The sequence below is a fragment of the Gottfriedia sp. S16(2024) genome (genome assembly GCF_050473765.1).
Lineage (GTDB): Bacteria > Bacillota > Bacilli > Bacillales > Bacillaceae_G > Gottfriedia.
Map to the genome: position 1 here is coordinate 3,767,776 of NZ_JBFLUO010000001.1, position 18,505 is coordinate 3,786,280.

At 32.1% G+C, this 18,505-nt stretch carries 22 protein-coding genes and 1 pseudogene; 15 read left to right on the forward strand and 8 right to left on the reverse strand.

The features are described 5' to 3' along the window. Positions 1 to 61: 61 nt before the first annotated feature. Positions 62 to 478 (reverse strand): hypothetical protein, encoded by a 417-nt coding sequence (locus AB1282_RS17765; protein ID WP_056465494.1) that lies wholly within the window; start codon positions 476 to 478, stop codon positions 62 to 64. A 190-nt stretch (positions 479 to 668) separates the two neighbouring features. Between AB1282_RS17765 and AB1282_RS17770 the strand changes: the two genes are divergently transcribed. Then, a complete protein-coding gene (locus AB1282_RS17770; RefSeq protein ID WP_429899676.1) occupies positions 669 to 1,214 on the forward strand; it encodes an N-acetyltransferase family protein in 546 nt (181 codons plus the stop codon). Positions 1,215 to 1,597: 383 nt separating this feature from the next. Beyond that, positions 1,598 to 2,023 (forward strand): annotated as a pseudogene (locus AB1282_RS17775) (VOC family protein). A gap of 200 nt (positions 2,024 to 2,223) precedes the next feature. On the opposite strand, the gene AB1282_RS17780 reads toward AB1282_RS17775, so the two are convergent. Both AB1282_RS17780 and AB1282_RS17785 read right to left on the reverse strand, forming a co-directional pair. Further along, positions 2,224 to 2,400: a hypothetical protein gene (locus AB1282_RS17780; RefSeq protein ID WP_156339578.1), complete on the reverse strand. Its 177-nt coding sequence runs from the start codon at positions 2,398 to 2,400 to the stop codon at positions 2,224 to 2,226. Positions 2,401 to 2,504: 104 nt separating this feature from the next. Beyond that, positions 2,505 to 3,131, reverse strand: a complete 627-nt coding sequence (locus AB1282_RS17785; protein WP_429899677.1) for a hypothetical protein — start codon at positions 3,129 to 3,131, stop codon at positions 2,505 to 2,507. 279 nt (positions 3,132 to 3,410) lie between these two features. On the opposite strand from AB1282_RS17785, the gene AB1282_RS17790 reads away from it, so the two are divergent. Next, entirely contained in the window at positions 3,411 to 4,856 is a 1,446-nt protein-coding gene (locus AB1282_RS17790) for a DEAD/DEAH box helicase (protein WP_056465500.1), read from the forward strand. A 154-nt stretch (positions 4,857 to 5,010) separates the two neighbouring features. Here the strand turns inward: AB1282_RS17790 and deoD are convergent, their stop codons facing one another. Continuing rightward, positions 5,011 to 5,724: a purine-nucleoside phosphorylase gene (deoD, locus tag AB1282_RS17795; RefSeq protein WP_056465502.1), complete on the reverse strand. Its 714-nt coding sequence runs from the start codon at positions 5,722 to 5,724 to the stop codon at positions 5,011 to 5,013. Between the two features lie 386 nt (positions 5,725 to 6,110). On the opposite strand from deoD, the gene AB1282_RS17800 reads away from it, so the two are divergent. Both AB1282_RS17800 and gpmA read left to right on the forward strand, forming a co-directional pair. Beyond that, complete coding sequence (locus tag AB1282_RS17800; RefSeq protein ID WP_056465503.1) at positions 6,111 to 6,845, forward strand: GntR family transcriptional regulator; 735 nt, start codon at positions 6,111 to 6,113, stop codon at positions 6,843 to 6,845. Between the two features lie 170 nt (positions 6,846 to 7,015). Further along, positions 7,016 to 7,807 carry a 2,3-diphosphoglycerate-dependent phosphoglycerate mutase gene (gpmA, locus tag AB1282_RS17805; RefSeq protein WP_056465505.1) on the forward strand — a complete coding sequence of 264 codons (792 nt, stop codon included), beginning with the start codon at positions 7,016 to 7,018 and terminating at the stop codon, positions 7,805 to 7,807. Between the two features lie 46 nt (positions 7,808 to 7,853). On the opposite strand, the gene AB1282_RS17810 is transcribed toward gpmA, so the two are convergent. Beyond that, entirely contained in the window at positions 7,854 to 9,203 is a 1,350-nt protein-coding gene (locus tag AB1282_RS17810) for an MATE family efflux transporter (protein WP_429899678.1), read from the reverse strand. A gap of 107 nt (positions 9,204 to 9,310) precedes the next feature. Between AB1282_RS17810 and AB1282_RS17815 the strand changes: the two genes are divergently transcribed. The 7 genes from AB1282_RS17815 to AB1282_RS17845 all read left to right on the forward strand — a co-directional run bounded on the left by AB1282_RS17815 (position 9,311) and on the right by AB1282_RS17845 (position 13,724). After that, positions 9,311 to 10,003: an SDR family oxidoreductase gene (locus AB1282_RS17815; protein ID WP_056465509.1), complete on the forward strand. Its 693-nt coding sequence runs from the start codon at positions 9,311 to 9,313 to the stop codon at positions 10,001 to 10,003. 67 nt (positions 10,004 to 10,070) lie between these two features. Continuing rightward, the gene (locus tag AB1282_RS17820; RefSeq protein ID WP_156339579.1) at positions 10,071 to 10,232 is read left to right on the forward strand and encodes a hypothetical protein; all 162 of its coding nucleotides are present in this window, start codon (positions 10,071 to 10,073) and stop codon (positions 10,230 to 10,232) included. 248 nt (positions 10,233 to 10,480) lie between these two features. After that, positions 10,481 to 11,413 carry a manganese-dependent inorganic pyrophosphatase gene (locus tag AB1282_RS17825; protein WP_429899679.1) on the forward strand — a complete coding sequence of 311 codons (933 nt, stop codon included), beginning with the start codon at positions 10,481 to 10,483 and terminating at the stop codon, positions 11,411 to 11,413. Between the two features lie 75 nt (positions 11,414 to 11,488). Further along, positions 11,489 to 12,004: a YfiT family bacillithiol transferase gene (locus AB1282_RS17830; protein ID WP_056465513.1), complete on the forward strand. Its 516-nt coding sequence runs from the start codon at positions 11,489 to 11,491 to the stop codon at positions 12,002 to 12,004. A 19-nt stretch (positions 12,005 to 12,023) separates the two neighbouring features. After that, entirely contained in the window at positions 12,024 to 12,341 is a 318-nt protein-coding gene (locus AB1282_RS17835) for a low molecular weight protein tyrosine phosphatase family protein (RefSeq protein WP_056465515.1), read from the forward strand. A gap of 220 nt (positions 12,342 to 12,561) precedes the next feature. After that, entirely contained in the window at positions 12,562 to 13,257 is a 696-nt protein-coding gene (locus AB1282_RS17840) for a helix-turn-helix transcriptional regulator (RefSeq protein ID WP_056465517.1), read from the forward strand. A gap of 272 nt (positions 13,258 to 13,529) precedes the next feature. After that, positions 13,530 to 13,724, forward strand: coding sequence for a hypothetical protein (locus AB1282_RS17845; RefSeq protein ID WP_025569137.1), 195 nt, complete (start codon positions 13,530 to 13,532; stop codon positions 13,722 to 13,724). A 170-nt stretch (positions 13,725 to 13,894) separates the two neighbouring features. Here AB1282_RS17845 and AB1282_RS17850 read toward each other — a convergent pair whose 3' ends face one another. From AB1282_RS17850 to AB1282_RS17860, 3 genes are all read right to left on the reverse strand, one after another. After that, complete coding sequence (locus AB1282_RS17850; protein WP_429899680.1) at positions 13,895 to 14,419, reverse strand: GNAT family N-acetyltransferase; 525 nt, start codon at positions 14,417 to 14,419, stop codon at positions 13,895 to 13,897. 268 nt (positions 14,420 to 14,687) lie between these two features. Beyond that, on the reverse strand, positions 14,688 to 15,197 hold the full coding sequence (locus AB1282_RS17855) for a GNAT family N-acetyltransferase (protein ID WP_429899681.1): 510 nt from the start codon (positions 15,195 to 15,197) through the stop codon (positions 14,688 to 14,690). A gap of 22 nt (positions 15,198 to 15,219) precedes the next feature. Then, positions 15,220 to 16,203, reverse strand: a complete 984-nt coding sequence (locus AB1282_RS17860; RefSeq protein ID WP_429899682.1) for a glutathione S-transferase family protein — start codon at positions 16,201 to 16,203, stop codon at positions 15,220 to 15,222. Between the two features lie 293 nt (positions 16,204 to 16,496). On the opposite strand from AB1282_RS17860, the gene AB1282_RS17865 reads away from it, so the two are divergent. The 3 genes from AB1282_RS17865 (at position 16,497) to AB1282_RS17875 (ending at position 18,486) form a co-directional block, all read left to right on the forward strand. Beyond that, the gene (locus AB1282_RS17865; RefSeq protein WP_429899683.1) at positions 16,497 to 17,546 is read left to right on the forward strand and encodes an LLM class flavin-dependent oxidoreductase; all 1,050 of its coding nucleotides are present in this window, start codon (positions 16,497 to 16,499) and stop codon (positions 17,544 to 17,546) included. A 114-nt stretch (positions 17,547 to 17,660) separates the two neighbouring features. Next, positions 17,661 to 18,053, forward strand: a complete 393-nt coding sequence (locus AB1282_RS17870) for a cupredoxin domain-containing protein (RefSeq protein ID WP_056465526.1) — start codon at positions 17,661 to 17,663, stop codon at positions 18,051 to 18,053. A gap of 136 nt (positions 18,054 to 18,189) precedes the next feature. Continuing rightward, positions 18,190 to 18,486 (forward strand): hypothetical protein, encoded by a 297-nt coding sequence (locus AB1282_RS17875; protein WP_429899684.1) that lies wholly within the window; start codon positions 18,190 to 18,192, stop codon positions 18,484 to 18,486. The last annotated feature ends 19 nt before the right edge of the window (positions 18,487 to 18,505 follow it).

Here is an 18,505-nt window from a genome sequence, read left to right on the forward strand (position 1 = left end):
AAATCATATTATTAAATACAAAGAACTGAAGGATTACTTCAGTTCTTTAAAATAGACTATATTAGTAGATCATTATATCTCTGATTTCTTTCGTTATTCTTTCGATTTGACCTTGAAACATCATAGAAGGGATGAAAATCGAATCTTCAGGATGGTTTATTACTAGATAAGCACTATGTGATGGTGTTTCTTTATAGCGGTATTGTAAATTAACACGTGTAATATGATGAGCAGGAATCGTTCGCTTAAATCCCCAATGTTCGTATGTAACTCCGTGATCATTTATTCTAATAACCATACTACGAATATAACCGATATAAGCTAGAAAGATTAAACTTACCATCGTCATGATCATATATGACTTAATAGTATTAGGAAATCCATGCCTTTGTACATAAAAGATGAAAGTGACCATACAAATCGCAAACAATATCGAAACTAAAAAATTAGAAAGCCTTCCACTACTTCTAAATTCCACTTTTGATACACCTCTTTCATATTAATATAGTTTGGTCTAAAAACTTTTAATATTAACAATTAGGATGATCTCTTTTAGTATGAATCAATAATCATTTTTATTAATGAGTCTTATCCACTCTAATAGAAGTAGTAATCAAACAATCTTTCTTTTCTATTAAAATAAAGAATACAAGTGTAAGGAGTATAGGATGAAAATACAACCTCAGAAATTTACGGAAAATGGCCTTCAATATATTATTAGACATGCAGTACTTACAGATGCTAAACAATTATCTAGTTTGAGAGTACAGATTGATGGAGAGACAGAAAATTTAGATAGAGAAGCAGGAGAAGCATTTATTGATCCAAAAGGCTTTGAACAATTAATTATCTCAGATACAGAATCTATTAAAAATTTATTTTTAGTAGCTGAAGTTCAAGATAAAATAATAGGTTTTTCTAGATGTGAAGGTAATCAATTAAAAAGACTTTCCCATAAAGTAGAGTTCGGAGTTTGCGTTTTAAAAGAATTTTGGGGACACAGGATCGGTAAAAATCTTTTAAAACAATCAATTTCTTGGGCAGATACTAATAATCTTCATAAAATAAATCTAAGTGTATTAGAAACGAATGCAAAAGCAATTAATCTATATGAAAAGTTAGGCTTTGAAGTTGAAGGAGTATTAAAAAATGATAAGGTACTATCTGATGGTAAATTTTATAATACGATCTTAATGGGTAGAATTAAGGAATGAATGCTAAAAAGAGTCGATTAATGGGCTCTATTTTGCAACAACCTGATTAATTAAATTAATTTATAAGTATTATAAGAGAGGTAATTTAAAAAATACATTTTTAATATTATAAAATGAATTTTCTGAAAAATCTAGAGTTTGTTGCGTTTACTAGGATTTATGTTTGAAATAAATTAAAAAGATTAAATAAAAGTGCTCTATTAAAATGAGATTTGTGATTTTTCTAAATTAAGCTACATTTAAATTTGAAGGAATGAAAGACTTGAAGTAGAAAATATTAAAAGGGAACTTAATCGTGACCATCTTGTGAAGCTAAATCAGATTGACATCAAGAGGTAAAAAGAAGAAGAGATTAGATCAAAATATAAGAAGAGGTGTTTCTATTGATTTTAGGTATCAACCCTTTTTTAATATAAAATGGAAATGGACAAGAAGCTGTTACATTTTACAAAGATGCTTTCAATACAAAGACCCTTACTCTTCAAAGATTTGGCGACATGCCAGGGGAAGAAAATACAAATCTAACTGATGAAGAAAAAAATCGTATCTTACATGCACATCTCAAAGTAGGTTCAACAGATATAATGATTTCAGATACTTTTACAGGTCTACCTTATCAAATTGGCGACCAAACCACCTTAGCTATTTTAATTAATGATGTTGAAACAACAAAAGAAGTATTTGGTAAATTACAAGATAGAGGAAAAGTAATCATATCGTTACACGAAACATTTTGGAGTCCTTTATACGGACAAGTAACCGATAAATTCGGTGTTACATGGCAAGTTTCAACACAGTCAGCTCAATAGTTGAATGATACTTTCTGTAAAACTACAGCGTTCGATACTGTTCCAAACTGACGCGCTACGATACATAGAGAGAAGCGTTAGAGTTGGAAAAGATAGATCCTTATTTGGAAGATAAAAACGGGGGATATGAATTAGCATTGTAAAGGAACTGAAGAGCATTCAGCTCCTTTTTCACTATCATGCGTTAGTTGAATAGTAAGTTACTTTTTTTCATTTGAAGTGGCTTTGGCTGAACCTGTGAATGGATTAATTTCATAAGAAAGATCTCTACCAGCCTCTTTTTCTTCTTGGTGAATTCTCTTTCCTAAAGATGCATAATACCAAATCCATGCACCCAACGCTAAAATACCACCAATTGTTGTAATCCAAAAAGCCATTTAATTTCCCTCCAAAAAGTTCCAAATGAGAAACACGTATGTGTTTATTCTCTAAAAAGAATATTATTTTTATGCTTAAAAAATCCGAGAATAAAAGATGAACATTACATTTCAGGTGGGATTTTATATGTAACTTTTCCTTCTCCGTCTAAAAATTCCATACGAGGAATATCATTTTCGTCTACTACCATTCTAATTCGAGGTTTTCCTTTGCTATCTGATAGTTGAACTGTTACTTCTCCTTTGGAATTCTTCCCCATAAAGGCTCGAGGCGTATTTCCTTCCCAAATATTTTCTAACTCTTTATCAATTTCCTTTTCCGTAAGTGCAGAGTTTTGTATACTATGCGTTCTTTCTAAAAGATCTGGTAAAGGTGTATTAGGTCTATCATAAATTGAAAGTCCATAATTTCTTTGATCATTCACATCAATATAATGCATTTGTACAACTTGATCTTGTTTATATTGATCAAAAGTTAATGATGCGTATGATTCATAGTTTCCTATTTCATCTTTTTTACTTCCAAATATAAGTCCTCCACACTCATCACCTTCTCCGTTATAAAACATTAATCCAGCAATAGGATCTTTTTGCCTGTGACCTGGAAGAATATCTTTTCCATCCATAATTGCAGTTGGGATGTTATCATTATTAAAAATTCTCATTCTTACAGTTCCATCTTTATCGACAATATTTATATTTTCAACATTAATGCTTTTGAAATCAGACATAAAAATTCCTCCTATCTATCCGTATATAGGAGTTTCTATATATACCCATTATTTTCCTTTTTTTCGAACTTCATAATAAAATCCTTATATACCACTAAAATGCCAATTAATAGAATAAGAAAATCAACAATCGCCTTTAACAAAGCCTAATATTTTAAAAAAAGCCGTTTTGTCTTGCGTTTTTCAAGTATAATGAATCATACTCAATAAATGAATATGATTTTTCTAAGAGAGAATTCTATACATATATCGAAAAAAACATAAAAACGAGGTTAAGAAATGACTAAAAGAAGTTATGCGGATTATCATCTAAGTGAGGAAATTAAAAGAGCACTTGCTGTTTTAAAATACGAAACTCCAACTGAAGTTCAGAGTGAAGTGATTCCATTAGCAATGGAAAATCAAGATTTAATCGTAAAATCTCAAACAGGAAGCGGCAAGACTGCCTCTTATAGTATTCCTGTTTGCGAAATGATTGAATGGGAGGAAAAAAAACCACAAGTTTTAATTCTAACTCCAACTAGGGAACTTGCAGCTCAAGTCCGCGAAGATGTTACGAATATTGGCAGATTTAAACGGATAAAAGCGGTGGCCGTCTATGGTAAAGAACCGTTTAGTAAACAAAAGGTAGAATTGGAACAAAAAACACATGTAGTAGTTGGTACGCCTGGAAGGGTCATGGACCATCTTGAAAGAGGAACCCTTGATATAGATCAAATAAAATATTTAATCATCGATGAAGCTGACGAGATGCTTAATCGAGGCTTTATAGATGAAGTAGAAGCAATCATTGATCAGTTACCTTTAAACCGTGTTACGATGGTTTTTTCTGCTACCTTACCTAAAGATGTTGAAAATCTCTGCCATAAATATATGAAAGAACCTACTCATATAGAAATTGAATCAACTGGTGTAACTGCAAATACAATTGAACATTTTTTAATTGAAGTGAAAGAAGAAGAAAAGATTTCACTTCTTAAAGACGTCACTGTTGTAGAAAACCCAGACAGCTGCCTAATTTTCTGCCGGACTAAAGAAAACGTTGATGCAGTATATAGTGAATTGGAAAAAGCTAATTATTCATGTGAAAGACTACATGGAGGACTGGAACAAGAAGACAGGTTTGCTGTAATGGATGGATTTAAAATAGGGAACTTCCGCTATCTAGTAGCAACCGATGTAGCTGCTAGAGGTATTGATATTGATAATGTAACGTTAGTCATCAACTATGACGTTCCTATGGAAAAAGAGAGCTATGTACACCGTACTGGTAGAACTGGTCGTGCCGGAAATAAAGGAAAAGCAATTACGTTTTCGACAAAGTTTGAAGGAAAGTTCGTTAAAGCAATTGAAAATTACATCGGTTTTGAGATACCTACTATAGAAGCTCCTAGTCATCAAGAGGTGATTAGTCGAAAAGCAATCTTTGAAGAAAAACTTAACAGCAGGCGAGTGGTAAGAAATAATAAAACAGCTCGAATTAACCAAGATATTATGAAACTCCATTTCAGCGGCGGAAAAAAGAAGAAAATTCGTGCTGTTGATTTTGTTGGAACAATTGCAAAAATCCCTGGAGTTACAGTAGAGGATATCGGTATTATTTCTATTCATGATCAAATGTCATATGTTGATATTCTGAATGGAAAAGGGTCATTAGTTTTACAAGCCATGGAGAATGCGACGATTAAAGGAAAAAAATTAAAAGTGAGTAAAGCTATTAAATAAAGAAGTAAAGTTTATGGACTTAATCATTCAAACATAAAAATTATTCAATTCTTGAATTAAATTACAAAAAAAGTCGATTTTCCCAATTTGAATTGTTAACGGAAATCGACTTTTTGTTTTTCATTAATATGCGCTATTTTAAATCAATTTTATTTTACAAACAAGCTTCTAATGCAAGTTTCATCATTTTATCGAATGAAGTTTGTCTAGCCTCAGCACTAATCTCTTCATGAGTAACTAAAGAATCTGAAATAGTAAGTAAACAAGCTGCTTTCTTTCCTAAAACTTTCGCATTATGGAAAAGTGCAAAACTTTCCATTTCTGTACAAATACAATTATGCTCTTTATAAAAATTAACAAAATTTGGAACTGAACTTTCATAATAAAAGACATCGCTAGAATGTATTCTTCCTTTAACGATCGGAGTATTGATTTGTTTTGCTGTATCTTCAATTTTGTTTGTTAGTGTTTCACATGGATACTGAATGTCACTTTCAACACCTGCTTGAGTCTTTGCAAATGTAGATTGACTCCAAGCACTATCTACAAGCACAATATCGTGAATGTTTAGTTTATCTGTATAAGCTCCTGCACTACCAACTCGGATAATATTTTCTACATCATAAAATTTATATAATTCGTATGAGTAAATTCCTATACTTGGCATGCCCATACCAGATCCCATTACTGATACTTGTTTTCCTTTATATGTTCCTGTATAGCCAAACATATTACGTACAGTATTAAATTGCACTGGGTTTTCTAGATATGTTTCTGCAATATATTTTGCACGTAGTGGATCCCCAGGCATTAAAACTGTTTTTGCAATTTCTCCTGATTTTTTGGCTGTATTATGTGGCGTTGTCATATTATTTTCTCTCCATTTCTATTCTTTTAATTTTCTTAACTAAATCCAATACAACTACTATTCTTACTCATTTCACCCATGTTAATTTATCTTTAGGTTAACATTCTTTCCTAAAATGTTTCCGTTTACAAAATAAAGCAAAACAAATGTTCAAAAAATGAATATTAATACTACGAAGTATAGTTGTATATATAGTTGTCTATTTAGTTTCAACTAAATTATATTTCAATAAAATATAGAAAGCAATAGCAACTTAAACTCACTCAATCATTTATCCTAATAAATCAACGTTATTTTAAAGAATAATGATCTTGTTTACCTTTACGATCAAACACAAATTTGCGAATAATTCATAACTCGATATAATATTTATAAGGAGTGTTGTTATGTCCGTTGAAAATAAAAAAAAATTACCTCTATATGTAGGGGTTTATGAAAAATTATTTAAATTAATTAATGAGGGAGTCTATCCGATTGGAAGTAAGCTTCCTTCTGAACCAGAACTTTCTAAGATGATGAATGTTAGCAGAATGACATTAAGACAAGGGTTGAGTTTACTAAAAGAGGACGGTTATCTTGAAACAATCCATGGACAAGGTAATTTTATAAAACAAAATGTAAATTTAAGAAGTGTTGGCTTAGAAAAAATTGATAACTCAGTTTTTCAATGCTGTACAGAAACAATTGATGATGTAGATGCTTATTTAGAAGTTAGTCTTTCGGATGACTATGAATACGTTAAAAAGATTTTTAATAAAGATTCTGCAGTGATGGTCAGGTTTAATAGATGGTACAAATCTAAAAATAAAATTGTCGCCCATGCTTATACTATGTTCCCAAGTGAGACAGCTTCCCAATATCAAATAAACCTAGGCGATCAGCAGAGTTTACTAAAAATACTTGAAGAAGATATTTATAAGTTAATCCATTCATCAACAATCGAAATAAAATATACAGAATCAGTCCTTCCTTCATCAAACTATGAATTACGTTCAACTAATAATTTATTCGTTTTACTTGTTGAAAATCTATATGACTCAATGGGGAATATTGTACTTAAAAATAAGATTTATATCCCAATCGAACTTAGCTCAATTAAAATAAATCGAATAAATAAATAGTTGAAAATGTAGCGTATCTAAAAATGAAATATGCAAACTAGATGAAGTATGACAGTTTTTAGTTGAGAAATTTAATTACATAACATTTTGCACATCCAATCAGTTGTGAATCAAATTAAGAACATTTCAGCAAACTAAATCATATTTAATTGATTTTAAAGGAGAGCAATATGATTAAACTTGTATTAATCAGACATGGGCAAAGTTTATGGAATGTTGAAAATCGGTTCACAGGCTGGACAGATGTTGATTTAACGAAGAGCGGTCTTTCCGAGGCAAGAGAAGCTGGTATCATTTTAAGGAAAAACGGATTTACATTTGATGTTGCCTATACATCAGTACTTAAACGAGCAATCCGAACATTATGGATTATTTTAAATGAAATAGATATGATGTGGATTCCTGTTTATAAGACATGGAGATTGAATGAACGTCATTACGGTTCACTTCAGGGGTTGAATAAATCCGAAACAGCCCAAAAATATGGGGAAGAACAGGTTAATATTTGGAGAAGATCTATGAATGTTAGACCACCAGCTCTAAAACCGGATGATCCAAGATATGAAATAAATGAACCTCGTTATAAAACCTTGTTAAAAGATGAATTCCCGCTTACTGAAAATTTGGAGGATACAGAAAAAAGAGTCTTAAAATATTGGGATGAAGATATTGCTCCAGCTTTGAAAACAGGCAAAAAGGTTATTATATCTGCACATGGAAATACGTTGAGGGGAATCGTTCAATATTTAGATCAAGTCTCAGCTGACGGGATTGCTTCACTTAATATTCCAACAAGTATTCCTTTAGTTTATGAATTAACTGACGAACTAAAGCCAATTCGACATTACTATTTAGGTATGGAAGGTGAACTTCCATCTGATGTAATCCCAAAACATATCCCTAGCGAATTACTTGACCAATTTGATGATGATCATCCAAATATAACAATACAAGATGATTAAAATACAAAAAAGGATGGGTGAGCAATTGTGCTTCCCATCCTTTTCATTATGCTTCAGATAACTTTAGTTTTTTTATTTGTAGTTGTACTAATCGGAAAGATAATGTTAGTGCTGACACACCTAAACCGACGATTAATCCAACCCAATATCCTTTTGCACCAAGATTTGTATTAGATAGTGCGTACCCTACTGGTAATGCTATTACCCAATAAGCTAAAATCATCATAATTAACGTTGCATTTACATCTTTATAACCTCTTAATGCACCTTGGATTGGCGCTGCAATTGCATCAAATAGTTGGAACATGACTGCAAAGATTAAGAATCCGCCTGCCAAAATTTGTACAGATGGATCATTTGTATACCATCCGGCTACATCATAACGGAATAAATAGATGATGATCCCGAAAAATGAAGCAATTGAAACTGCCATTACTAAACCAATTTTGCTATATTCTTTTGCATTTTGAAATTCTTTCGCACCAACTTCATAGCCGACAGCAATTGTTAAAGCCATCGAAATACTTAATGGAACCATATAAAGAAGACTCGCAAAATTCATTGCCACTGTATGTGCAGCAATCGTTTCGGTATCAAACTCACTTAATAATAATGTTACGACTGAGAATACACTTACTTCAAAAAAGATACTAAGACCAATTGGAACTCCTAATTTTAAAATACTTTTCCAAGTTTCAAATGAAATTGGAGGAATTTTTTTAAATAGATTGAATGTGCTAAATGGCTTTTTAGTTTTAATAATGTAAAAAGCAATTCCAAAAATAATCCAATACGTTATTGCAGACGCTACTCCAGAACCTACGCCACCTAAGCGTGGGAGACCAGCTTTACCGAATATAAGGAAATAGTTCAAAATTACGTTAACTGGTACTGAAATAACTGTAATAACCATAGTAGTTCTTGTTTTACCTAAACCATCAATAAACTGACGAATGACTGTATATAGAAATAAAGGTAAAATTCCAAATGATAATGCGAATAAGAAATGAAGAGCAACACGATGAACTTTCGGATCAAGATTCATATGATTCAAGATTGGATGAATTGAAAATATACCAATAATAATAATGACAATTGCAATTATCCCAGCCAAATAAATTGCCTGCATAACAAGTGGCGTTATTTTTTCATCCTGTTTTGCACCATTTAAATTGGCAACCATTGTCGTAAGTGCGACTAAAATGCCAGTTAACCCCGTACTGATTGGAGTCCAAATACTAACACCTATCGCAACCCCTGCTAAGTCCCCTGGACTACTATTACCAGACATGATTGTATCAAAAAATGACATCGAAAATAATGTCACTTGAGTGATTAAAATCGGAAGTAGTAATTTAAAAAAGCGTGATATTTTATCCGTTTTAGTAGTATTCAATTTATCGACCTCCTAAACAAACACTTTTACAATTGTATCATGTTTTGGTTTAATAGCTATAATGAAATTATTCGGATAAATATTTTATAAAGAAAGTTGGTCTTAGATTGGGAAATCAAGTTGTTATTATCACAGGCGCAGGAAGTGGATTAGGAGCGTCATTAGCTAAAAAATATTCTGAAAATGGAGCTCACATTTGTTTGTTAGGAAGAACTGAAAATAAACTTAGAGAAATTGGAAAACAATTACCTAACAATTATTCAATACATACTGTTGATGTTTCAGAATATGAAGATGTAAAAAGAGTCTTCGATACAATTATTCAAACATATGGAAAAGTTGATTTATTATTTAATAATGCAGGTGTTGGAATATTTGAGCTTGCAGAAGAATTAAATGAAGAAGCAGTACATAATATGATTGATATTAACTTAAAGGGAACCATTTTCTGCTCACAAGAAGTTTTAAAACAAATGAAAAAACAAAATAGTGGAACGATCGTCAATATTGTTTCTACCGCAGGTCTAATTGGAAAAGCAACAGAATCAGTTTATTGCGCAAGTAAGTTTGGAGTTAAAGGCTTTACCGAAAGTTTGGTTGTTGAATTAACAGGAACGCCAATTTCGGTGTTTGCAGCATATATGGGCGGAATGAATACAGACTTTTGGTCAGGTATTTTTGATGAAGATAAAACTTCAAAAATGATGAATCCAGAGGATATCGCTGAAATTATTATTGAAAATATAAAACCACGTAAAAATATATCGATACCCGAAATTATTATAAAAAACATAAAATAAGTATTATCCAAGCTAACTTTTACACAAACTATATCCAAATCATGAAGGATTAAGTGAGGTAAAAAAGATGAGCAAATCGAAAAAGAACAAATCAATTGATTCAAATCAAAATAATTTTGACGAATTATTACTTGAAGATCTTAATACTGCAGATGATATTCCTATCGATTGGTTACCTAAAAGTGAACCGATTACGGAAACAATGTCATATAAACAGGCTGAAGATTAATTAGACTATAGATTGGTTTTTGTTTCTATAGGATGAGTAGGCTTAGTGACCTGGAAATTAAGCGTTTTCAATTAGTCTGATTGGCATGTTTTTTTGACTTTGTCTTCAAACTGTAAAGAATAGCCATTTTGGCTATTTTTTTTTATATTGATATGGTATTATTATTGAAGCGTTTTATATTAAAGCCAATTCTTGGCATTAAAATACATAAAAAAATGAAAAACAAGATATAGTTAGGAGAATTTTTGATGGAAAAAGTACTAGTTTTTGGACATAAGAACCCAGATACAGATACAATTTGCTCTGCAATTGCATATGCAGAATTAAAAAAGGCATTAGGTGAAAATGCTGAAGCAATTCGTTTAGGTGAAGTAAGTGCAGAAACGCAATTTGCACTTGATACGTTTAAATCTGAAGCACCACGTTTAGTAGAAAAAGTTGCTTCTGAAACAAATAATGTCATTTTAGTTGACCATAATGAGCGTCAACAAAGTGCTGATGATATCGAACAAGTTCGCGTACTTGAAGTTATTGATCATCACCGTATTGCTAATTTTGAAACTAGCGATCCTTTATACTATCGTTGTGAGCCAGTTGGATGCACAGCTACAATTTTAAACAAATTGTATAAAGAAAATAATATCGAAATTAAGAAGGAAGTTGCTGGTCTAATGCTTTCAGCAATTATTTCTGATACATTATTATTTAAATCTCCAACATGTACTGATCAAGATGTTGCTGCTGCAAAAGAACTTGCAGAAATCTCAGGTGTAAATGCAGAAGAATATGGTCTAGAAATGTTAAAAGCGGGTGCAAATCTAGCTGATAAATCGATTGAGTCTTTAGTTTCACTTGATGCGAAAGAATTCCAAATGGGTAACTATAAAGTAGAAATCGCACAAGTAAACGCAGTTGATACAAATGACGTACTTTCTCGTCAAGCTGAATTAGAAAATGTACTTGAAGGTATTGTTGCTAATAAAGGATTAGACTTATTCTTATTCGTTGTAACAGATATTTTAACGAATGATTCGATCGCTGTTGCAAAAGGAAATTCGACTAATGCAGTTGAAAAAGCATACAATGTAACTTTAGAAAACAACACTGCTTTATTAAAAGGTGTTGTATCTCGTAAAAAACAAATCGTTCCAGTATTAACTGAAACATTTAATACACTTTAATTCGTAATTTAACAACAAAGTCTTTTGAAAGGCTTTGTTGTTTTTTTATAATAGCTAATAAATGGGGGATTTGAAATGGAAAATTTAAAGTATCCGATTGGCAGATTTAATGTACCATCTAGCTTCACTCATCAACAACGGAAAGAATTTATAAAAGTACTAAAAGATGCTCCAATTAAATATAAAGAGGCAATCACGTCACTTACTAACGAACAATTAAACACACCTTATCGTGAAGGTGGTTGGACACCAAAACAAGTTATTCATCATGTTGCTGATAGCCATTTGAATAGCCTTATTAGAGTTAAATTAGCTTTAACTGAAGAAAATCCTACTATCAAAGCCTATGATGAAAATGCATGGATTTCATTAAGTGATTCGAATTTTGATTTTCATAGTTCTTTAAAAATAATCGAAGGTATTCACGAACGTTACGTAGTTTTACTTGAATCACTAACAGAGGAAGAGTTTAATCGAACTTGTTATCACCCTGAGCTTAAAATTAATATAAGTATAGATTTCATCTTAGCTTTATACGCTTGGCATAGTGAACATCACTTGGCTCATATTTATTTAGTGAAAAACAATTAATAGTAAGGTGTGAAGAAAAATTAAATTATTATTCATTTGTAGCAAAAATCAATGGAGAAGTCCTACAGCGGAAAAAATTTTCCACTTATCTAATGGCTACGAAGCGAGATCAGCAGGAACAGAAGCTGGTGCCAGGATTAAAGTGACAGAGGGACATATTGGTTGGGCAGATATTATTTTTGTAATGGAGAAAAAACATTTAAGAAGAATTCGCGATAAATTCGGTGATTTACTTAATGAAAAAAAGATTGTCAATCTAGATATAGCTGATGACTATCAGTTTATGGACGAAGAATTAATTGAAATTCTCCAAAATAGAGTATCTGAAATAATTTAAGGTTAATAGGTAGGAAGCGTAAAAAATTTAATAATTTATTAAATGAACCCACTCAGCTATAAGAGTGGGTTTAGTTCTTTTTACCTTTATGAAAAGTTAGATTCTAAGTACTTCCTCACGAATATAAAAATTTCCAAAAAAACCCAATTACGATCAGTGTCAAAGTCCATGTTGAACACATAAAAATAAAAATAGAAGAAAATAAGAAAAAGGTGTGAGCATGTACTACAAATTATTAAAGCAATATATTAAAAACTCAAATTTAAGTTTGACTGATATAGCCAAAGAATTAAATAAGTTGGGCTTTTCAAAAGACAAGAGCTATTTAAGCAAATTACAAAATGCGAAATTAACTCCACCTGAAGAAAAATTAACTAGAGCGATTGCAAAAGTGACAGGTGGAAATGCTGAAGAATTAATTTGGTGTGCTTATATTATTAATGCCCCTGAAAGATTGAAAACTCCTTTACGAAACATTTCAGAAGAAGTTTTCAATCTCACAAAGAATGAAATCAATGGCAATCTAAAATTTGATGTCGTCTATAAGGAACAAAATGTTGAGGATCGTTCAAAAAAATTTGCTGAATTTATTAGACAGACACGATTACAAAATAACCTATCAATAAAGTGCCTTGCAACAAAAGCAAATGTATCCCATTCATATATTTCACAAATTGAAAATGGCAAAAGAGGTATTCCATCAACAGAAATTTTACGAAAGTTGGCAGAACCACTCGGCGTTCCTGTTATTCAGTTATATCAATTAGCTGGGTATGTACCAATTGAAGAAAACGATTGGATAGAAGGTATGAACCTCATACGTAAAGCGAATTTAATGCTAAATAATGAAGAAAAAGAGAAATTATTGAGGTTAATTGAAGCTTTTCTAAAATTGTCTTCTTTACACTTTTTCTAATAATGTAGAAAAAAATAAAAATGCAGGATTCAGGTTTTCACCTTTAAACTGCATTTTTCTGTCCAGCTATTATGCCTTTAATTAGAGACATTCTGTACCCTTAAAGGAAGAATTAATCCAAAAGATAATAAAGTAGCGTGTAATATAGTTTGAAACATAGAACCACCTAACTAATCAATATTATTTACAATTCAATTCTTTTTTACGAATCTTGACTAAATTTGTAAATTTTAGGAAAGGATAATAAGAAACTGTAAAAGGAAGTGAAGAGTATGTCACAACAATTTGACAATTTACCTGATTATGAATTATTAGCGAATAATCCAGCATTATCTTTACATGAACTGTCATATCACTATGATATGAGTTTTAATGATATTGCTGAAATTAGAGGAATCTCTGTAGAAGATTTAGTAAATTACTATCAAACAAATACTTCTCACGATTCATTATTTTATTTTGAATAAAATATACATAAAGCTGAGCCAATATATATTGGAATCGGCTTTTTTTCGTAAACAATTCATTTACTAATTGTATTTAAAAATTTGTAGCAATACTAGAATTTTAGACAGATTTAACATGCCGGATTGAGAATTAAGAAAAAAAGAAAGCTAAGCCACTTTAAGACTTAACTTCATTTTTTCTTTATTGTCCTTAGTCGCCAATTATTACACACCATAAAATTACCAATTGGATATTCAAAATTACATTTTTTAATAAACTTGAAATTTAATTTTTCACATATTTTATTAGACGGAATGTTATTAGTGGCAGGAAAAGCGTGAATGTACTTATGCTTTGATTCTTTTTGAGCCTTCTTAATAGCTTTTTTCACTGCGATTGTTGCAATCCCTTTTCGTTGAAATTGTGGTAAAATGCTCCAACCAATTTCATAAACAAGTTTACCATCCCATATCCGATCCCAATAACCAACAGTCCCTATTTTTGTACTGTACGGAAGCAAAATGATTACAAACATTTGTCCTGTACCGATTCTACTCATTTCAAGATAATGCTTGTGCCGACTCATAATTTGATTCAAACTTTCTAATCCTCCAAGATATTTCATCATACTATTCGTATTTGATGTCAGAAGTAAATTAAGATCTGCTTCGTTCCAAGGCTCGATAAGAATGGTTGATTCATCTATTTTTGACAATTAATTCACTCCAAATTTATTTTAAAAAGAATCATAATAAAATAGTATTCTGAAGTGAAGATGATATTTCTAATTAATAAACACAAATTAAATAGGTGAGATTCTTATCGCGAAATTGTTAATAAAGAGAAAAATTTAAACGATAAAAGTAGTAACGATTCATTATGATAAAAAAATAAAGTAAATAAGGGCTGTTTGAAGTTAGAAAAACTTCGGACAGTCCTTTTACTGACCAAGATTAAATTTAATAATGAGTAATAAATAAGGTTTATATTTTCATCTGATAAGCTTTGACGATAATCCCATCATTTGCTGGTTCAAAGTCAAACTTTGGTAAACGTTTAAATCCGATTCTTTCATATAAACTTATGGCATTTTTCATAAATTCACCAGTATGTAATCCGATTGCATCGAATCCTTTTTCCTTCGTACGATTAATGCATTCTGAAATTAGCGCAGAAGCAATTCCTTGTCCGCGATAGTCTGACTCGACAGCAAGCATTCGAATCTCTGGGTAATCAAGCTCGTCGATTAAATCTCCATAGGCATTTATTTTAGCTGGAAATAAAGCGACGCTTCCGACAATTTTTCCTAAAACCGTCGCAACAATGATTTCCACACCTTCTTGCTCATCAACATTCGATGAGAGGGACTTCTTTAAAGCATTCCAATGTTTTTCTGGTAACAAGTTGCCGTATTCATAATAAGCGTTAATTCTTTGTTCTCGAATTGACTGAAACATCTCTTTTTCAGCATTACAAAGTTCTATTTTTACCATATATATTGCATCTCCTTTTGCCTTAATGAATGAGGAACTTTTCTTTTTGTCTACTTAAATCTTCACGATTGTGCTTCGAATTCCAAATCGTAAGTTCAGGACCTTTTGGTAGGACTTTTGGTTCTTTCTTATCGGGCGAAATAGTAATCGATAAATGGTAATGTCGCTTAATCGCATCAAAATCAGTCGTATCGCCAAACCCTGGTGTTTGATATAAATCCCGTGCATAGCCCCATAAGTTTTTATACTCGCGTATTAAATTTCGATTCGTATTAAAGGCTGTAAAGTAAGCAGCATCGAACCGTACAAGTGTTGTAAATAACCTAACATCAGTATCAGTAATTTTATCACCAAATAAAAAACGTTGTTTAGATAAGCGATGCTCTAGCTCATCTAATCTATTAAATAATGTTTCATAAGCATCTTCATAAGCCTTCTGAGATTGTGCAAAACCACATTTGTATACGCCATTGTTTACATCAGTGAAAATGATTTCATTTAAGGCATCAATTTCTTGGCGGATGGATTCTGGGTATAAATCTGGTGCATTCTTTTTGTGATAAGGCTTCCAAACAGTTTCGAAATAATTTGTTAGTCTAAAATAATCATTATTAACTACCTTACCAGAACTAATATCGATCATTGCAGGCACTGTCGGACGTCCGGTGTAGTTTTGATCAGATTTATGATAAATTTCACTCATGTATCGAACGCCTAATATTGGATCGAGTCGTCCTGTATCCAAAGAAAATTCCCAATCCACGTGAGGTAATCTTGGACGCATTGGACTGACGGTTCCTAAGCTTATCGAATTTTCTAAACCTAAAACTTTTCGTACAATAACAGAGCGATGGGCCCATGGACATGCAGCTGACCAAATAAGTCGATATCGACCTGCTTCAACAGTGAGTTCTTCTGGCTTATTTCCAAATGGTGTAGAAAAACGATTTAACTGACGTTTAAAGAAACCATCAACTGATATTTCAGTTGGTTTAGTTTGATTCATACTTAAACTTCCTCTCTCACTAATTTGGATAATATTTCTTTTGCTCAGAATTTTTGAAGGGGTACATAGAAGTGATTCTAATATTCTATTATACTCTAAATATTCAGAAAATGTATTTTTCTGGAAATAGAAATGATGATAATACTATATCTTTAACTGCTGTTATACTACTTTGTTAGAATTTATCTCGAATTTGAGGTATATTTAAATTGATTAATAAATATAGGAATAGAACTTTGTAAGTCTATTCAAAATTCACTTCAAAAATGACAGAAATTCGGAGGAGTAGCTTAATGGAAATAGGAATCAGTACTTTTGTTGAAACAACACCTGATGCAAAGACAGGTGAAGTAATAAGTCATGCGGAACGATTACGTGATGTTGTGGAGGAAATTGTTCTTGCAGATCAAGTTGGATTGGATGTATTTGGAGTAGGGGAACATCATCGTAATGATTTTGCAGCATCATCGCCAGCAGTCGTACTTGCAGCGGCTGCATCACAAACAAATCGAATTCGGTTAACAAGTGCCGTAACTGTACTTTCATCGGCAGATCCAGTACGAGTATTTCAAGATTTTGCTACGCTTGATGGTATTTCAAATGGACGAGCTGAAATCATGGCGGGACGTGGTTCTTTCATCGAATCATTTCCTTTATTCGGCTATAATTTAAACGACTATGATGAACTGTTTGAAGAAAAACTGGATTTACTGTTAACCTTGCAAAAATCCGAATTTGTAACATGGAGTGGAAAACATCGACCAGCCATTAATAATATAGGAATCTATCCACGTCCAGTTCAGGAGCCCCTGCCAATTTGGATTGGAAGTGGTGGAAACAGTGAGTCAGTCGTTCGAGCTGGACTTTTAGGACTTCCACTAGTACTTGCTATTATAGGTGGACGCCCAATTCAGTTCGCACCACTTGTTGAGCTTTATAAAAAAGCTGCTGCTCATGCTGGTCATGATGTAAACAAACTACAAATTGCATCCCATTCACATGGCTTCATTGCAGAGGATACAATGACAGCAGCTGATAAATTTTTCCCATCAACACAGCAAGTCATGAATAAACTTGGAAAAGAACGAGGTTGGGGAAATTATGACCGAGCTGCATTCGATGCGGCAAGAAGCGTTGAAGGTGCACTTTATGTTGGGGATTCTGAAACTGTAGCACAAAAAATTATCCATCTTCGAAAAAATGTAGGTATTACAAGATTTATGCTTCATGTACCAGTTGGTTCAATGCCACATGCAGACGTAATGAAAGCAATTGAACTATTAGGTAAAGAAGTTGCACCAATCGTTCGTGAAGAAATCTCTAAGTGGGAAGCAAATCAATAAGTTGAAATAAATGAAAAACTGTTTTCTATAAAAGAAGACAGTTTTTTTATACTTAAAAAAAATCGTGATAATATTCCATCAAATGGAAAAGAATAGAGCGTAGGAAAGGAGGGTATGCGAGTGTTAAGAAGAAATTGGTTATCAGGACTAATTGTTATTTTGGCAACGATTGTATTAATAGCAACACCAGGTAATTTTAAAGCTTTTGCTGAATCTGAGGTATCAGATGCAAATGATCGCGCACAAACAATCGTAGTAGAATTGAATGATGATTACTTTAATCCGAAAAACATCACGATTCCAAATGGGACAAAAACAACTTTATTATTGAAAAATAAAGGGAGTAAATCACATACTTTTACTGTGAAAATGCTCAATATTGATGTAGAACTTCAACCTGGAAAAGAAACATCCATTGCCGTTCAACCAAAACAAGCAAATACATATGATCTTACTTGTAAATACCATTTCAATGTTGGAATGGTAGGAAAAGTAATCGTTAAATAAAAGCAAGGCCACAGGGCCTTGCTTTTATTTATGTATTGATAATTTACCACAATATAGAAATGTCATTTGAATTTCTAACTGGAACATTACTTTTTAACAAAATCTCCTCATACAATTAAAATGAGGAGGGATATGGATGGAGAATATCGATTTTCATATACTTCAATGGTTTTTCGGTAGTACACCGATTCTTGGTTTAACATTAATGATGTTTATTGCTTCATCGCTTGGGAAACGCCCTACTATACCAATTATTACACTTATTGTAACTTCATGCTTGTGGTTTATTTGGAAAACGCTCCCAAACGTTATATGGCATCATATGGGTGCAGGTGATAATGTAGGTCTGTACCAACATATAACATTTGCGCTAATCCTTGGTTTTGCCACATCGAGCATTCTTGGATTGTTTCAAAAAACTCGTCAAGCTTAATAAGATTACCATTAGATAT

Coding starts and splice junctions, on each gene's coding strand:
- AB1282_RS17785 (WP_429899677.1), bottom strand. CDS start 3,131: ATGTCTGATTTCAAAAGCATTAATGTTGAAAATATAAATATTGTCGAT.
- AB1282_RS17825 (WP_429899679.1), top strand. CDS start 10,481: ATGGAAAAAGTACTAGTTTTTGGACATAAGAACCCAGATACAGATACA.
- AB1282_RS17845 (WP_025569137.1), top strand. CDS start 13,530: ATGTCACAACAATTTGACAATTTACCTGATTATGAATTATTAGCGAAT.
- AB1282_RS17800 (WP_056465503.1), top strand. CDS start 6,111: ATGTCCGTTGAAAATAAAAAAAAATTACCTCTATATGTAGGGGTTTAT.
- AB1282_RS17820 (WP_156339579.1), top strand. CDS start 10,071: ATGAGCAAATCGAAAAAGAACAAATCAATTGATTCAAATCAAAATAAT.
- AB1282_RS17865 (WP_429899683.1), top strand. CDS start 16,497: ATGGAAATAGGAATCAGTACTTTTGTTGAAACAACACCTGATGCAAAG.
- AB1282_RS17870 (WP_056465526.1), top strand. CDS start 17,661: ATGCGAGTGTTAAGAAGAAATTGGTTATCAGGACTAATTGTTATTTTG.
- AB1282_RS17790 (WP_056465500.1), top strand. CDS start 3,411: ATGACTAAAAGAAGTTATGCGGATTATCATCTAAGTGAGGAAATTAAA.
- AB1282_RS17875 (WP_429899684.1), top strand. CDS start 18,190: ATGGAGAATATCGATTTTCATATACTTCAATGGTTTTTCGGTAGTACA.
- AB1282_RS17860 (WP_429899682.1), bottom strand. CDS start 16,203: ATGAATCAAACTAAACCAACTGAAATATCAGTTGATGGTTTCTTTAAA.
- AB1282_RS17855 (WP_429899681.1), bottom strand. CDS start 15,197: ATGGTAAAAATAGAACTTTGTAATGCTGAAAAAGAGATGTTTCAGTCA.
- AB1282_RS17840 (WP_056465517.1), top strand. CDS start 12,562: ATGTACTACAAATTATTAAAGCAATATATTAAAAACTCAAATTTAAGT.
- AB1282_RS17770 (WP_429899676.1), top strand. CDS start 669: ATGAAAATACAACCTCAGAAATTTACGGAAAATGGCCTTCAATATATT.
- AB1282_RS17780 (WP_156339578.1), bottom strand. CDS start 2,400: ATGGCTTTTTGGATTACAACAATTGGTGGTATTTTAGCGTTGGGTGCA.
- AB1282_RS17830 (WP_056465513.1), top strand. CDS start 11,489: ATGGAAAATTTAAAGTATCCGATTGGCAGATTTAATGTACCATCTAGC.
- deoD (WP_056465502.1), bottom strand. CDS start 5,724: ATGACAACGCCACATAATACAGCCAAAAAATCAGGAGAAATTGCAAAA.
- gpmA (WP_056465505.1), top strand. CDS start 7,016: ATGATTAAACTTGTATTAATCAGACATGGGCAAAGTTTATGGAATGTT.